This is a genomic window from Cellulosilyticum lentocellum DSM 5427, from assembly GCF_000178835.2.
Classification (GTDB): Bacteria; Bacillota; Clostridia; order Lachnospirales; family Cellulosilyticaceae; genus Cellulosilyticum; species Cellulosilyticum lentocellum.
In genome coordinates this window covers 4,396,734-4,413,540 of sequence record NC_015275.1, presented here as the reverse complement: position 1 = coordinate 4,413,540, position 16,807 = coordinate 4,396,734, and the positions used below count along the sequence as shown (strand labels likewise).

Here is a 16,807-nt window from a genome sequence, read left to right as displayed (position 1 = left end):
AACAACATGCAGGGTTTAAAAATAGAAAGTATACATATGATTGGAGGAAGTGTATGGAAAAGCAATATATAGTAACAGAGCGGGCTCATTTCATGTGTCCTAATATGCATTTTGGCATTCTACTAGAATTAGATGCACACTATGAAGAAAAAAGAGTAGAAGCTTCATTAGATGCCTTGGCGCAGGCACATCCTTTTCTAAGATGTACAGTCCAGTATGAAGAAGGAACAGAGAAGCTTTATTATGTAGCAAAAGAACAATCAATGATTTACTTTGAAGAGAAAAATAGCATTCACCATATGTGGGAAGACTATAAGCGTATTGCAGCGGAGAAATGGGATCTATTTGAAGAAGGGTTACTTAAAGTATATGTGTATCCATTAAAGGAGGGAATGAAGGTTCTCTTTGTTGCCCATCATTTATTAGCAGATGGACGTAGTCTGCTAGAACTATCCCAGGAATTTGCTAATCATTATGTATCCGGGATGAGTCCTAAATATATAGAAGAAAAACTGATTAAGAGTATACAAGACCTACCATCTAAGAGTGAATTATCTGGTATTAGTAAGCTACTCATTAAACGTACCAATAAACAATGGAAAAAGGAACAACACCAGGTAACTTATAAACAATACCAAGAATTTACTAAGGAGTATGTTAAAAATCATACGGTTAGCTATAAGTCTTACCAACTTTACGGAGACAAGTTAGAAGAAATGAAAACCTCTTGTAAAGAAAATGGAATTTCTATGAATGATTTACTAATGGCACACATGTATTTAAAAACGGGTACGAATAAGATTATTATAGCTGTAGATATTCGGGAGAAGATTAAGTGTTATCAAACGGGAGCACTTGGAAATTATGCTACAGCAATTGGCATAGTATGTAAGACTAAAACAACTGATGTAATAGAGAAGGCCAAAGAGGTTCATAAGTGCGTAAAAGCTCATATGCAAGATAATCGTAAATTAATGCTAGTACTTGCGTGCTACTTAGAGATAGAACCAACACTTTTAGATTCAGCAGCAATATCTGCACTTGGTGGTTTTAAGAGTAAGGCAGGAGAATTTGTTGGAGGCAGTATGTTTGGGTTTAGAAAGCCTAGTAGCTATAGTATTACTAATTTGGGGAAAATCAATAATGTTAATATAAAGGAAGCAATGTTTATTCCACCAGCCTCTCCTGCAGCAAAAATGACTGTAGGTGTACTGACTGTTAATGAAAAAATGCAATTATGTAGTAGTGCCTATGAGGGCATGTAATTTTGAAGCTAATAGGATAAGTAGACTCTTTCATAAGGGGGAATGGTATGATAGTCTCATTTGATTTAGATGATACGTTATTAGTTGATCCCACTAAAGTTGCAATAGAAAAACCATTAAGGTTTCCTTATAGTCTTATATATAAAGAAAGATTACGGTTAGGGACCATAGAACTTCTATTAAAAATACGTGAAAATGGGATAAAACTATGGGTATATACCACCTCTTTTCGATCTGAAAGATATATTAAGTCACTATTTAAACACTATGGAATAATAATAGACGAGGTGGTCAATGGCGAACGACATCAAAAAGAGGTGCAAAGAAATAAAACTGAACCTGTGCCATCAAAATATCCCTCTAAATATAGAATTGATTTGCATGTAGATGATGATGCATCAGTTGCACAGAATGGAAAGTTATATGGCTTTAAAGTGTATCTGCTAAAAAGTGATGATTTTGCTTGGATAACAAATATATGGAATGAAATCAATAAAATTAAAATTAATCATATATGAGAAAGTATGTACTAAATTGAGTACTATGTGGCATAGGTCTTTAGGTGAAATAGGGGGGATAAGATGAAGTACATAAAGCATGGGTCAGAGTTAACTAAAGAAGAACGAAAACAAATAGGTGGTAAGGCCTCGGCACTTTTAGGTTTGGCTCAAGGGAGTTTTCATATTCCTGAATGGGTAGTAGTATTACCTTCTGCATTTGAGGCAACGAAGGATCTAGAGCAAAGAGAGCTATTTGAGCAAGAGGTAAGAGAAACTATCAGTGCATTAGGGGGAGATGATAGGTATGCAGTAAGATCCTCTGCTTTGAGTGAAGATGGCATAGCTACATCATTTGCAGGTCAGTTTGAAACTTATTTGTGGGTGGACGCAAAAGACGTAGTAGCTGCTGTTTATAAGGTGTGGGAATCAGGCTTTAGTGAACGTGTAAAAGCCTATAAGGAGCAAAGAATGTTAGGTGGGGAGGTGGAAGTTCCTGCCGTTATCATTCAAAGAATGGTATGTTCTAGTGCTGCAGGTGTAGCTTTTGCTGTCAATCCTACTAATGGGGATATTAAGACAGCTATTGTTTCGGCTGTTTTTGGATTAGGTTCGGCCTTGGTAGATGGCGCATGTGATGCAGATGTTTATGAAGTAGACCAGAAGGGACAGGTCTTAAGCAAGGTACTTGGAGAAAAAGAAATGAAGCATGGCATAGAAGAAGGAGAACTTAAGACTATTGAAACCCCAAATCAAAAAGATAAGGTGGTCCTTCAAGATAGTGAAATCCAAGCAGTAGCTTCGTTAGCAAGAAAAGCAAGCCGACATTTTAATAAATATCAGGATATTGAGTGGGCTTTCGAAGATGGGCAGCTGTATTTATTACAGTCACGTCCAATTACGACTTTGGGCTTAACGCTAGAAGAGCAAGGGACTGTGGGTGTATTTGATAATAGCAATATTGCAGAAAGTTACATTGGCACCACCATGCCTCTTACCTTTTCCTTTATTAGAAAGGCTTATGCAGAGGTTTATCGTCAGTTCTGTAGAAATTTTGGTGTAAGTGAAACGATTATTCAAAAAGAAACTCAGATTTTTGATAATATGCTGGGCTTTGTAGATCATAGAGTTTACTACAATTTGGTTTCTTGGTATAAGCTACTTGCTATCTTACCAGGCTATCAGTTTAATAAGAAGTTTATGGAGCAAATGATGGGAGTTAAAGGGGAGCTACCTGAGGCTTTCTTAAAAAGTATTGAAACGCCTGAAGCCAAAGGCTTAGATAGAACGAAAGACTTATTGAGACTTATCAAAACAGGTTTTAAGATGTTAGGGGAGTATAGAAGATTAGAAAAAAGCATTAGGAAGTTTTACATAAGGTTAGACGAAAGCCTGGAAAAAGTAGATGTACAAAATATGAGGCTTGATGAGCTATATAGTTATTATAAGCTGCTAGAAAAGAAGCTTATGACAAAGTGGGATGCACCTTTAGCTAATGACTTCTTCTGTATGATTGGTCATGGTTTACTTCGCAGTTTGTCAAAGAAATGGCTAGAGGATGAAAGCCTTGCTAATCAGTTTCTGATTGGCCAAGGAGATATTATTAGCGCCAAGCCAGCCGAGATGATAGGACAGATGGGGACATATGTAAGAGAAAAGGCTCTAGGAAAACTATTTTTAGAAGGAGGCCTTCAAACCATTGAAATAGAGATTGAAAGGTTGCCTGAGTTAAGGAAGCAAATCAATGAGTATTTAACAACTTTTAGCGATAGGTGTTTAGATGAACTGAAACTAGAATCTAGAACAGTGGCAGATGATCCGCTTGTTTTATACCGCGCTATTGGTGCGAATAGTATGAATGTGCGAAGGGTAGAAAGTTATGACCTTAATCAAATGATAGAAGAAAAGGTCAATAGTAAACTCAAAGGGTTAAAACGAAGAAGATATATCAAGGTGCTCAAAGCGGCGAGAAGATTAGTACGTAATAGAGAGAATCTAAGGTTTGAAAGGACCAGACTTTTTGGTAGGGTGAGACAAATCTTTTTGGAAATAGGAATGAGATGGGCCTCTACAGGACTCATTGATAATCAAGAAGATATTTTTTATCTAGAGGTCTCAGAAATACTAGGTGTCATTGACCATACAGCGACAAGCTATAACTTAAAAGAACTAGTTGCTGTTAGAAAACTAGATTATGAAAGAGACACCTTAAAGGAAGACCCACCAAGACGTTTTATGGTGAAAGGCTGTTTTGGAAGCAGTAAGCGCATAGATAATTTTAATGAAGCTATGCAAAATGAGCTTGGCAAAATGATGAAAGGTGGAGAGATAGAAAGTGGAGAAAGCCAAGAAAGTAAGCAAGATAGCACAGAGCATTCGAGTATCTTAACTGGCCTAGGCTGTTCTGCAGGTATAGTAGAAGGATATGCAAGAGTAGTCCTTAATCCTAAAGAAGCAAGGTTACAGTTTGGAGAGATTTTAATAGCTAAGCAAACTGACCCAGGTTGGATTCTACTTTTTAATATGGCAGCAGGAGTTGTAGTGGAAAGAGGCAGTTTACTTTCACATGCAGCTATTGTATCAAGAGAGTTAGGGCTTCCAGCGGTAGTATCAGTAGAACAAGTGACAACAAGAATACAAGATGGTGACTATATTAAGCTAGATGGAGCTAAAGGAATAGTGGAAATTTTAAAGAGAAATGAAGAAGTGATAATTAATAGCTAATTATTGAGAGGTATTAAATAAAATAGCACTTTACATAAGGAATTGTTGAGACATTCTATAGAAGATGGTTTGTATATTGGAAGAGGTGTGATTAGGTGAATTATAATGAAATATTAGATCAAATATCCTGTGAGTACAATAGAGTACTTTCAGATAATCTTGTGGGGATATATGTTCACGGTTCTATCGCATTTGGTTGCTTTAATTGGGACAAAAGTGATATTGATTTTTTAGTTGTAACTAAAGAAATACCCTCATTAGAGGAAAAGAAAGAACTTATCAAAGTTTTGATGGAATTAGACAAGGCGTGTCCACCCAAAGGCTTGGAAATGAGCCTAGTTCTTGAAAAAGTCTGTTCAGAATTTATTTATCCTACACCCTTTGAACTTCATTTTTCAAATGCGCACAAAGAAAAGTGTAAGGACAATATAGAAGAGTATGTTAAAGCAATGAATGGTGTAGATAAGGATCTAGCGGCACATTTTACAGTAATTAGGTCTGTTGGTATTGTTCTTTGCGGCAAGGATATTGCAACACTATTTGGAGAAATACCAAAAGCTAATTACATCGATAGTATAAAATGTGATGTTGAATGTGCAGAAGATGAAATTATAGAGAATCCTATTTATAGCGTTTTAAATCTTTGCCGCGTACTTGCATATATGAGAGAGAATCTTGTTATTTCCAAAGAACAAGGTGGGTTATGGGGGATCAAAAAATTGCCTTCCGTATATGTGCCTGTTATAAAAGAAGCGGTAAAATGTTATCAATCTAATGAATGTTTTTCAATGGATTTTAAACTAGCAAAAGAGTTTTCACACTATATGGTTAAACAGATATTCGTTGATAATTAAAATAGCTTTTTAAAGATAAATTTGAAGTAGTAGATGGGAGGAGCAAGTTATGAAAAAAAGTTTAATTGCATTATTAGTAATAACGGTGTTGGCAGTTTCACTAGGGGGATGCTCAGAGGAAGAAGCACTAGAACTTCCTATTGGAACTTATGAAATGAAAGATACCTCACAAATATTTCCTCCCTATATTAATTTAAAGGATGGCAATGAGTTTATTTTTGTATTTTCTGCATTAAGCAGTCAGTTACCTATTGGTACATATAGAATAGTGAAGGATGAATTATTGTTAACTATCGATGATGAAGAAAAGATCACGTATGTTTTTAAGATTGATAATGGAGATCTAGTTTTCCAAGCAGACAAATCTGCCAGTATTCCTAAATTTGAAAAAGAAGATTCGATAGTAGATGGTGATATCTTTGTCTACAAACAAAATAACTAAATACTAACTTATTGGGTTGAACAGTTACAACAATTTTATGGTATAAGAAAGGACGAATATAATGAAACTTAAGGTCATTAATGAAGCATTTTCAGTATGCAAAATTGAAGATATTAATAAGGTCAATTTTGAGGATTCCTTTTGTTTTGTAGGTAAGACAGATGAGGAGTTATCTTTAGTATGTGCTACAAAATTTGCGCCAAGTGAAACCATAGAAAGAGAAGATGGTTGGAGAGGTTTTCGTATTGAAGGCGTTTTAGATTTCTCTCTTATAGGCATTTTATCAAAGCTTTCTACTATTTTAGCTGAGGAGCAGATAGGCATATTTGCTATATCTACTTTTAATACAGATTACCTTCTTACTAAAGAAGAAAACTTTGAAAAGGCACTAAAAGCTTTAGAAGCTAGGGGATATGAAGTAGTTAGATAACGAGTAAGGGGAGAAAAAGAGATGAAAAGTGAAATTGAAAACTATGCTGATTTTTCCATCATACGTTATGCGCAGTGTTGGGAAGATACGAGCATTTTGTTAAAGGGACTAGAACTTACTGAAGGAGGTACTTATATATCTATTGCTTCAGGTGGGGATAATAGCTTAGCTATGTTAACGAAACCAGTAAATAAGGTAGTTGCCCTTGATCTTAATCCAGTGCAGCTCCACTGCGTCTACCTTAAAAAAGCCGCTTTTAAGAAATTAGATTACGAGGCTGTATTAGCTTTTCTAGGTGTTACAGCATGTGACAAACGATTAGTTTTATATGAGGAGCTAAAGAAGGAATTGCCAGAGGAAACACAGCTTTATTGGGAAAGCCACCAAGAACTTTTAGAAGCAGGTATCATTCATGTAGGTAAGTTTGAAAATTACTTTAAACTATTTAGAACAAAGGTATTATCTTTAGTACATAGCAAAAAAACAATAAAAGAGTTAATAAGACCCAAAACAAAAGCCGAACGTCTGCGTTTTTATGATGAAAAGTGGGCTAACAGAAGGTGGCAATTACTTTTTAGATTCTTTTTTTCTAGAAGGATGATGGGGAAATTAGGGAGAGATGCAGCCTTTTTTAAATATGTAGAAGGTCACGTAGCTGAAAATATTTTAAAACGTGTACGCTATGCACTAACAGAGATAGATTGCTCTAAGAACTCTTATTTAGAGTATATTTTGTTTGGGCACTATGAAAAGAATCTACCGTATTATTTAAGACCAGAGCATTTTGAAGCGATTAAAGCCAACATCGATAGGCTAGAGATTCATCAAAATAGTATAGAAGGTTTTCTGGAAACTTATGAGGGAGAGGGGATAGATGGCTATAACCTTAGCGATATTTTTGAGTATATGGAAGAGGGAGAAATGCTGAAGATATATAAGTCTTTGATAAAGTATGCTAAAAAAGGTGCTAGAGTGGTGTACTGGAATATGCTTGTTCCAAGAAAGTGTCCAGAGGCATTAAAAGAACAGGTGGAGACTTTAGAAAAGCTTTCAGAACAGTTGTTTTTAGAGGATGAAGCTTTTTTTTATAATAGATTTTTAGTGGAACAAATCAAGTAAAATGGACATAAGGAGTATGGAGGAAAGGAGGATTTAGTGATATATGAATTGCATCAAGAGATCACTAAGACAAGAAAATGATACAAGAAATAATCCATTTTTGGATAAGCGTTGTGGTACTAAGTGGTTGTTTGGCTCTAGCTAAGGTGATTCAAAAACGATTTAATCCCCCCCCTGAGATTGCTAGAAAATTAGTCCATATTTTTATTGGGACAGTATCCTTGTTTTTCCCTTATTTATTTCATGAAAGGCTAACAGTACTTATTTTATCCTTTGTGATGTTTGCAGTGGTGTTTACCTTAAGACTTAGGCATTATAAGAAAAAGGAAGTAGGGAGTTATCTCTATAGCGTAGAGCGTTCAGCAAGGTCTTTAGGCGAGTTAGTATTTCCTATCGCCATTGGTTCAACCTTTTGGATGGCTAAGAGAGACCCTGTTTTATACTTTATTCCAATTTTGATTTTGACTTATGCAGATACAGTAGCAGCTATAGTGGGAACGCGCTATAAAAAAGGTAAATTATCAGCAGAAAGAGAAGATGAAAAGTCGTTAGTAGGAAGTATAGCTTTTGCTATAACAGCTTTTATTTGCACCTTTGGAATTTTAGCTAGTTATAGTGATATGGCTTTGCCACGAATACTATGCCTAGCCCTTATTATTGGTGGACTGACTGCTTTAGTAGAGGCAACTGCATCCTTTGGGCTAGATAATTTACTCATTCCTCTCTTGTGCTATGCTTTTCTTTTTAATCAATTGCCATTACCAGAGATTTATTTAATTTTAAATTTAATACTTATTATTGGCTTTTTTGTAGTGGTCTACAAGTATAGGCATGTTGTAGATTTAAGTAAGCTAGCTATTATGGAGAGCGTGTTAGCAGTATATATTACTTTTTTGATTGGTGGTATTAGATGGGGACTGGCGCCTATTACAGTTTTAGTCATTTATCCAATGTTTCCAAGGAGAACACCTGAGCAGAGAAAATTAGTTTTTAATAAGCATGTTATAGAATCTAACTTAGTGGTAGGGATTATTCTGCTCTTTTATGCTACCATTTGGGAACAAAGAGCTGAGCTATTTATGGTGTTTTACTTAGTATTTGGCCTACATATTGCGCTTAATAATTATGGTAGCCTTAGGGGGTATCACAGTGCCGGTAAAAAGAAAGCCTATTTAGTGGGATTTGTAAAAGGAAGTTTTTTAATTGTCATGGGGGCAGTAGCTAATTATCTGGAGTTTGGTAAAGGTACAAATTTATGGCAAATGGGGATATGCATGGTGTTACTAATGGCTATACTAGGTATAGCAGCTAAATACCTAGATAAACCTAGCGAATATAATAGGCTATCGTTGGCAATGGCATGGAAACAAGCAGGATTGGTAGCTGGAGGAACTGTAATAAGTGTGGTGGTGAACTTGATTATTTTATGATGCCAAAACTTAGATTAAGGGTTGGTGAAGTCAAGGTAACCAAGAGGATTGTTAAAATTGGAATTGCAAGATAAAAATGAAAGAGTGTCATCAATCTATAAAATAGTTTTGAGGCACTCTTTTGCTATGCCGTTTTTTAAAAATGGAATACAAGATATACGTAAGTTTTTTAACTTTTCTAGTAGGTGAAATTTGAAATGGAACGCTAACAAACATCATATGTAGCCAAAGTAACAACTAAGGTTTAAGGATAAGCTTACAGGGGGGAAAAACATAGTAATAATTTCATGAAAAAGCATAATATTGTAAGGTTACCTTGTACAATTGAATACCTTATGATAAAGGAGAGAGGGTTTAAATATAATGAAGCATATCAGCAGAGGGGAAGTGGCATTATGAGAAGAGGTAAAACAGAGAAATCGAGGCTTAATAAGCAAAAGGTACAAAGAAGAAAGGTGATCTCTTTATCCTTATCAAAACAACTTTCAATTTTTATGGTCTCTATATTTGTTATTTTTATAGGTGTATTCATTTTTAATAATAGGCAGATGAACAAAATGGTACAGGCATATAAAGAATTTGCAAGTTCACAGGAAATTGTAACAATAACTAAAAACATCTATACCCAAGCCATGCGTGGATTTAATAATTTGCAATCGGCTCTTTTATTTTATGGAGAAGAATTTACTTATTATGAGGATGAATATAATAAAGATAATGAAATCATACAAGCAGAGTTAGAGAAACTAGAAGGTATGAAAGAAACATTAATAAAAATAGATACTGTACTGGTAGAGAAAGTGGAAAAATTAAGAGAAGTACTTGAAGCCAACGATGCATCTAGTAAAGAAGCCTTAAATGCTAAACGTTTTAATAAGGCATATGTATTTATGATAGAAACCGGGCAAGAGAATATGGCACAAATCCAAGATATATTTAAAGAGGTAGATACCCACAACACAGAGAAAGCCAATAAGCAGATCCAAGCTACGGTTCAATCATTAACTACAATTAGTCGCATGAGTATAGCTATTATTATTGTATTTAGTATGATGGCATCTATTATATTTATTGTTTATATTAGGAACTTAAAGAAATCCCTAAAAGGCATTACTAGTAGAGTAAATAAGATATCAAAGCTTGAAATTAATAATAAAGAACAAGGAAACAGCAAACTTGAGAAAAGATGGTTTGCAGATGAAGTTTCAGAGATTGATGATAGTATACAAAAGATGAGCTATGAATTACTTGATATGATACAAGTACTGAAGGATTCTATTAAAGAATTGCAAAATGTAGACTCACATCTAGATAATAAGGCAGTCAATACTAGAAGTGCCTTTGACGTTATCAATCACAACCTAGACGGTGTAGTAAAAGAAATGAATGTTTGGAAGGAAGAAGTAGGAATTGTTGCGAATGTAACAGAAGAACTTACTGGCAATAGTGAAGAGACGAGTGCGACCTCAGAGAATATTACCAATACTACAGTAGGGGTTATAGAAGAAGCGGTTAACGGTATTGATATGTTACATAAAATAATGGAGCAGATGAAGCATATTAGGGAATTTATTGAAGAGGTAGTAGGGGTTATAGAAGCCTTAAAGAAGGAATCAGATATAGTCAATAAGTCTACTGATATTATTAATCAAATTAGTGAACAAACTAATTTATTAGCTTTAAATGCATCGATTGAAGCTGCAAGAGCAGGTGAAAGTGGCAAAGGTTTTGCGGTTGTAGCACAGGAAATTAAGAATTTAGCAGATGTAAGTAGAAGTTCTACTGTGGAAATTAAAAATTGTATAGATAAAATGGGCCACTTAATTAAACATACAAGTCAGTTGGTGGGGGAGGCTAATGAAGTAGCAGGTCAAGGTGAACAATTTGCTGAGCATACCCTTGGTAAATTTAATGTAATAGATGAGAATCTAAAAAGTACCATTGCTAGGCTTGAAGGAATGAATGTTGCAGTAATTGAATCTGGCAAAGGCATAGAAAGTATTTTAACAAGTATAAATGCAATTAATACATTAGGAAATAGTGTGAGTGAAAAGACAAACGGTATTACAGAGGAAATGAATGAGCAGGTAGAACTTATTAATGACTTAGGGGATGCTGCTAATAAGTTATCGACTATAGTTAATACCTTAGACCATATGATTAATAAATTTATTATAGATTAAAAGTGAGGGAAAATGTATGTTAAAGAATGTATTAGCTAGAGAAACACTAAGTGAATCAACAAAAGCGCTTAAAAGCTACTTTAAAGAGTATATTGATGAGAGCTTAGTATATGATAGTCAGTTTATGGATATTAGTAATACGCATATTATTGCTATTGGTGGATTCACCTTTAAGGTTCCAGCTCTAAAAGAGCTATGCAAGGATGAACAATTAAGTACCTATTTTGATAGTTTAACTCATTCAAGATCTCATTTGTTTTGTATAGAAGACTCTGGTAAAGTGAAGTATTTTTGCTATATGAATGGAAGTATTGTAGAGACACCCATAGATTCAGTCATCGAAAGTCATATGCTAGCCGTTTGTGAAGACTACAAAAAATGGGCAGGTTATATCAATATGAAAGGTGAACATGTTATAGACTTAAAAAAACCAGTGCCAGGCCCACATTTTTATACCAATATGCTTTTAGGAGATCGTATGAATTTTGAGCTAGCACTTCAGTCTACACCTAAAAGTGTAGTAGACCGCTTTGGGGGAGGAAGTTTTAGAGCACATGCAGCTACTCAAGTATTAGCTACTAGGTGGGATATGCTTCCAGAAGAAAATGGCTTCCCTGCTAATAGACAGTTTTATCTTGTAGAAGAAGGAAAACAAATTTTTTACTCAGCAGATGCATTAGATTCTAATATTAAAACAGCAGAATGTAGACATGGGCAAAATTATACAGAGATTGAATACGAAACAAAGTGTGGACTTCATATTTTAAGAACCATCTTTTTAGTACCACAGTATGAAGGTTTGCCAATTGCTACAGAAGTTCAAAGAATTACAGTTACGAATAAAACTTCAGTGACTAGAGATTTAAAGATAGTGACTACAGGGATGTTAGCTACTGCAGCCCCAGGAGCACTTATGGAAGATGTGGTTTATTCTACTGTTATCATGCAGTCACAGCTTATTAAAGATGAGGAAAATCATCTCATAGGTTATGTACCTTACTATTATCCAGAATCAGCAAGCAGAGATATTCGTTATACCACAATGGTAGCTTATGAAAAGGATGCTAGAAAATATCCAACAGAGATATGTACACATTACGGTGAGTTTATAGGCAGTGGTAGCTTATATAAACCACAAGGTGTACGTAAGCTTTCTAATAGATTAAATACTAAAGGACCAGGCTTCTTTGCATTAGGTTGCCCTATAAGCATAGAGCCTAATGAAAATGTTACAGTAGATCATTTTGTAGGATTAATTTCTGAACTAGGAGAGACAAGAGTACCAGATGAAGTGGTTCATACACAGCTTACCAATCTACATCATCAATTTGCTACAAAGGGCAGTATCATCAATAGCTTAAATGAGCAGAAAGAAAGCTACAGAAAGTATAGTACCTATTTACAAGTCAACACTGGTGATCAAGCCTTTGATAGTTATATCAATAAGAATTTACCTTTTCAAGTGCTTTATCAAACCTTTGTTTCTCGTTCTTTTGATTTAACTCAAAAAGGCTATAGAGAAATTGGCTTTAGAGAGATCCAAGATATTTTTGTATCACAATATTATCTTATTTCTATGGGTGAAATAGCTTATACAAAATCCTTGCTTAGGGAATGGATTGAAAAAGTATTTGAATACGGCTATTGCTATCATAATTTCTTCTGGAAAGGCAAAGAAGCAGGTAAGTGGTCTGATGATGGCCTATGGCTACTTCAAGCAGTTTATCGTTATGTCAACTATAGCGGTGATACAGGTTTCTTAAATGAAGAATATATTATTGCGGAAGCTGGTGGTAAGAAAAGAAGTGTTTATGAAACATTGAAAGCTATTATTACATATTCGGCAGAAATATCTGTGGGAGAGCATGGTTTGCCACTCATTGATTTTGCCGATTGGAATGATTGCTTGAAGGTAGATGATAGCTACTTATCAGGACCAGAAAAAGAAAAACGAGAGAAACCATTTAAAGGCTACTCAGAAAGTGTTATGAATGCTTTCTTATTAAAATTAGCCCTACAACACATAGAGGAATTTGCAGTTATTAATAAAGATACTGAGTATGAAGAGCATGTAAGAGAGTTAACTAAAAAGCTCGATGAACATATTCAAAAGGATGCTTGGAAGGAAAACTTCTTTGCTAGAGTACTTTTTAATAGATTTGGGGATGAGATCACTTTCTTAGGGGCAAAGAATGATGGCTTTTCTTCAGATGCAAACATTGATGGTACCTATTTCCTAAATTCATTCAGTTGGTCAATTCTTTCTTCAAGTGCTAATGAAAACCAGATTGCAATCATGTTAGATCAAATTGAAGCATACTTAAAAACACCATATGGTTTAAAACTAATGAGTCCAACTGATTTATCAAAAGTAGCTACTAGTACAGCGACTGGTGAGTATTTTCCAGGGGATAGAGAAAATGGAGGAATCTTTAAACATGCAACAATGATGGCAACTACGGCTATGCTTCAAGCAGCTAAGAAAGTAGTAAATAGAGAGCTTGCAAGTAGATTAAGTCAGTTAGCTTATTGGATGGTGGGACTTGTATTACCATATAAAGCCCTAGAGAATCCATTTGAAGTATGTGGTAATCCTCGTTGGTGTACGCAGTATAATAATAGCCAAACAGGGGAAAATATAGGGCCTACATTAAGTGGTACATCTACCTGGCTTGCTATTACATTATTTGAGATGTTAGGAATTAAATATGAAAAGAACTCACTTGTCATTGAACCATTATTAAGTGAGGAAATGACACAAATGAGTTATACATTAAGACATCTAACTTCAGAGTATATCATTGAGATTAAGAAGCCAGAAGGTTTAGTGAGAATAGTGGATAATAGTTACAGTATTATTTTAGATGGCAAGGTACTTGAAGATAATAAGATTACATTAGTGGATGATGGTTGTAAACATAAAGTAGAACTCATCTTTAGCGTATAAAAGTAGTCAGAGAAAAGGTGGTTTAAAAGTATGAAGAAATATACATATATAGACAACAAAGGCACGTTTAAACTCACAAATCCAGAGAGAAATAGCTATAGCTATTTCCCACTGGCTAATGAAGCTGGTGTGATGTCCAGCATTACGCCTCTTTTAAACGGAGACTGCAAAATGGGACAGAATACATTTTTATTAACACCAGTAAGCAGTGAAGACCTTCACAATAATAAGTCATCAAGAAATTTTTGGGCTTATATTGAAGGAAAAGGAGCTTGGTCAGCTACTGGCGCTTCGGCTATGTCTGCAGCGCAACTTTTTACTGAAGAAAAAGAGGCTACAGAACTAGAGGCGGGTACGATGTGGCATAAAATGACAAGGGTTTCTAATGCCTTAGGGATTAAGTCAGAAATTATTTCTTTTGTACCAGCTTGTCAAGATACCGTGGAATTAATGAAAATCACCATTACTAATATAAGTGACAAACAAATGGTGATTTCCCCAACAGCGGCAATACCTTTATATGCACGTTCTGCTGATAATTTAAGAGATCATAGGCATGTAACTTCCTTATTACATAGAATAAAAACAACAGATTATAGCGTCCTGATCAATCCTACTTTGACCTTTGATGAGAGAGGGCATAAGAAAAATACAATGATTTATGGCGTGGGAGGGGCAGAAGCTAATGGAGAAAAGCCAATAGGCTACTTCCCTATTGTAGAAGAGTATATTGGAGAAGGAGGTTCTTTTGAAGCCCCAGAGGCAATTATGTGTCAAAAACAACCTCAAGTTCTGGCAGGAGCGAGTTTAGAAGGATATGAAGCCTTAGGAGGTATTGTATTTGAAAATGCAACCTTAGGGGCAATGGAAGCAAAAAGTTATCTAGTCGTTATGGGCTTTAGTGATAATGAAGCTAAGTTTGAGGAAATGGCTAAAAAGTACTTAAGTGAAAGTGCTTTTAACCAAAAACTAGAGGAAACCAAGCTTTATTGGAATAAGAAAATTAATATTTCTTATACAACTAGTGATAAGCAATTTGATAACTGGATGTACTGGGTGAATTTTCAACCAATGCTTAGACGGATTTATGGATGTTCCTTTTTACCACACCATGACTATGGAAAAGGTGGGCGAGGCTGGAGAGATCTGTGGCAAGATTGTCTAGCACTTTTAGCCATGGACCCAAGTGGTGTAAGAAGCATGTTATTAGATAATTTTGGAGGCGTACGTTTTGATGGAACAAATGCTACAATTATTGGGACCAAACAAGGTGAGTTTATAGCAGATAGAAATAATATTACACGTGTGTGGATGGATCATGGAGCATGGCCTTTCTTAACAACTAACCTTTATATTCAGCAAAGCGGAGATATTAAATTCTTATTGGAAAAACAAAGTTATTTTAAGGATTTACAGGTAGAAAGAGGAGCAGCTAAAGATGAGTTATGGTCACTTAGTGAGGGTAACTATTTACAAGAAAAAAATAAGGTAGCTTACCAAGGCACAATAATAGAACATCTTTTAGTACAACACCTTACAGCTTTCTATGACGTAGGAGAACACAACAACTTAAAGCTACACGGAGCGGATTGGAATGATGGGCTAGATATGGCAGATGAAAGAGGTGAAAGTGTGGCATTTTCAGCTCTTTACGCGGGTAATATGCTAGAAATTGCTCAATTATTACGTGTACTAAAAGAAAAAGAACACCAAGATAAAATCATGTTAGCTGAAGAATTACAGCTATTAATAAAAGGTGATGCCGTACTTTATGAAGCTGTAGATAAGAAGCGTACTATTTTAGATATCTATTGTAAAAAGGTGAGACATACTGTAACGGGTAAACAAGTTGAAGTAGCAATTGACACATTAATAACAGATCTAGAAGCAAAAGCAAATTGGATGATTAAACATATAAGAAGTCAAGAATGGATTACCAATAAAGCAGGGTATAGTTGGTATAATGGCTATTATGATAATCACGGTCAAAGAGTAGAAGGCGATCATGAAAAAGGAACACGTATGATGTTAACAGGTCAGGTGTTTACTATTATGAATCAGATAGCGACTAATGAGCAAGTAGCTGAGATTATTAAGGCGGCTGATCGCTATTTATATGATGAAGCAGTAGGAGGCTATAAGCTTAATACGAATTTTAATGAGGTAAAAACAGACTTAGGTAGAATGTTTGGTTTTGCTTATGGACATAAGGAAAATGGCGCAGTATTTTGTCATATGGCGACTATGTATGCTAATGCACTTTATCAAAGAGGTTTTGTTAAAGAAGGCTTTAAAGTAGTTGATACGCTTTATAAGCATTGTAGCTCTTTTGAAAAAAGCAGGATTTATCCAGGTGTTCCAGAGTATATCAATGATAAAGGACGCGGGATGTATCACTATTTAACAGGAACAGCTAGTTGGTTAATGCTGACTGTTATTACGGAGATGTTTGGGGTAAAAGGAAGACTAGGAGACTTACACTTTGAACCTCAATTATTATTAGAGCAATTTGATAAGGAAGATCAAGCTTCTATTCAATTAACCTTTGCAGATAGAAAGCTTCAGGTGATTTATCATAATCAAAATAAGAAGCAAGCTAGTGAATATGTAGTAGCCAATATATCTATTGATAACAAACCATATGATAAGAAGCATGCTACTATTAAGAGAGAGGATATCGAGGCTCTTGATGCGTCTACACAGCATATAATCGATATTGTTTTAGAATAAAAAGAGAGAATAGTTATTTATTAAAGGGATTAGTGATATTAATAGAGATAAAAAGCAATCTATAAAAAAGAGTTGAATGATAAAATTCGACTCTTTTTTTAAAAGATAATGTAAATTTTGCTAATTTTAATAGTATAATAATTATATATAAAATAATGTAAAATATAGAATAATCATTGCTGACAA

The 16,807-nt window shown here is 34.9% G+C and carries 11 protein-coding genes; all 11 read left to right on the top strand.

The genetic code is table 11. The features are described from left to right. Positions 1-53 precede the first annotated feature (53 nt). The 11 genes from CLOLE_RS20040 (at position 54) to CLOLE_RS19990 (ending at position 16,621) form a co-directional block, all read left to right on the top strand. Complete coding sequence (locus tag CLOLE_RS20040; protein WP_041713117.1) at positions 54-1,265, top strand: condensation domain-containing protein; 1,212 nt, start codon at positions 54-56, stop codon at positions 1,263-1,265. A 47-nt stretch (positions 1,266-1,312) separates the two neighbouring features. After that, positions 1,313-1,783 (top strand): HAD family hydrolase, encoded by a 471-nt coding sequence (locus CLOLE_RS20035; protein WP_013658948.1) that lies wholly within the window; start codon positions 1,313-1,315, stop codon positions 1,781-1,783. Between the two features lie 63 nt (positions 1,784-1,846). Further along, complete coding sequence (locus CLOLE_RS20030) at positions 1,847-4,486, top strand: PEP/pyruvate-binding domain-containing protein (RefSeq protein ID WP_013658947.1); 2,640 nt, start codon at positions 1,847-1,849, stop codon at positions 4,484-4,486. 95 nt (positions 4,487-4,581) lie between these two features. Next, the gene (locus CLOLE_RS20025; protein ID WP_013658946.1) at positions 4,582-5,340 is read left to right on the top strand and encodes an aminoglycoside adenylyltransferase domain-containing protein; all 759 of its coding nucleotides are present in this window, start codon (positions 4,582-4,584) and stop codon (positions 5,338-5,340) included. 49 nt (positions 5,341-5,389) lie between these two features. Next, the gene (locus CLOLE_RS20020) at positions 5,390-5,782 is read left to right on the top strand and encodes a hypothetical protein (RefSeq protein ID WP_013658945.1); all 393 of its coding nucleotides are present in this window, start codon (positions 5,390-5,392) and stop codon (positions 5,780-5,782) included. Positions 5,783-5,843: 61 nt separating this feature from the next. Continuing rightward, positions 5,844-6,212 (top strand): ACT domain-containing protein, encoded by a 369-nt coding sequence (locus CLOLE_RS20015; RefSeq protein WP_013658944.1) that lies wholly within the window; start codon positions 5,844-5,846, stop codon positions 6,210-6,212. A gap of 21 nt (positions 6,213-6,233) precedes the next feature. After that, positions 6,234-7,331, top strand: a complete 1,098-nt coding sequence (locus CLOLE_RS20010) for a DUF3419 family protein (protein ID WP_013658943.1) — start codon at positions 6,234-6,236, stop codon at positions 7,329-7,331. A 77-nt stretch (positions 7,332-7,408) separates the two neighbouring features. Further along, positions 7,409-8,761 carry a diacylglycerol/polyprenol kinase family protein gene (locus tag CLOLE_RS20005; RefSeq protein WP_157864084.1) on the top strand — a complete coding sequence of 451 codons (1,353 nt, stop codon included), beginning with the start codon at positions 7,409-7,411 and terminating at the stop codon, positions 8,759-8,761. A 287-nt stretch (positions 8,762-9,048) separates the two neighbouring features. Continuing rightward, positions 9,049-10,944, top strand: coding sequence for a methyl-accepting chemotaxis protein (locus CLOLE_RS20000; protein ID WP_013658941.1), 1,896 nt, complete (start codon positions 9,049-9,051; stop codon positions 10,942-10,944). A gap of 16 nt (positions 10,945-10,960) precedes the next feature. Beyond that, positions 10,961-13,891, top strand: coding sequence for a GH36-type glycosyl hydrolase domain-containing protein (locus CLOLE_RS19995; protein ID WP_013658940.1), 2,931 nt, complete (start codon positions 10,961-10,963; stop codon positions 13,889-13,891). 30 nt (positions 13,892-13,921) lie between these two features. Further along, a complete protein-coding gene (locus tag CLOLE_RS19990; RefSeq protein ID WP_013658939.1) occupies positions 13,922-16,621 on the top strand; it encodes a GH36-type glycosyl hydrolase domain-containing protein in 2,700 nt (899 codons plus the stop codon). The last annotated feature ends 186 nt before the right edge of the window (positions 16,622-16,807 follow it).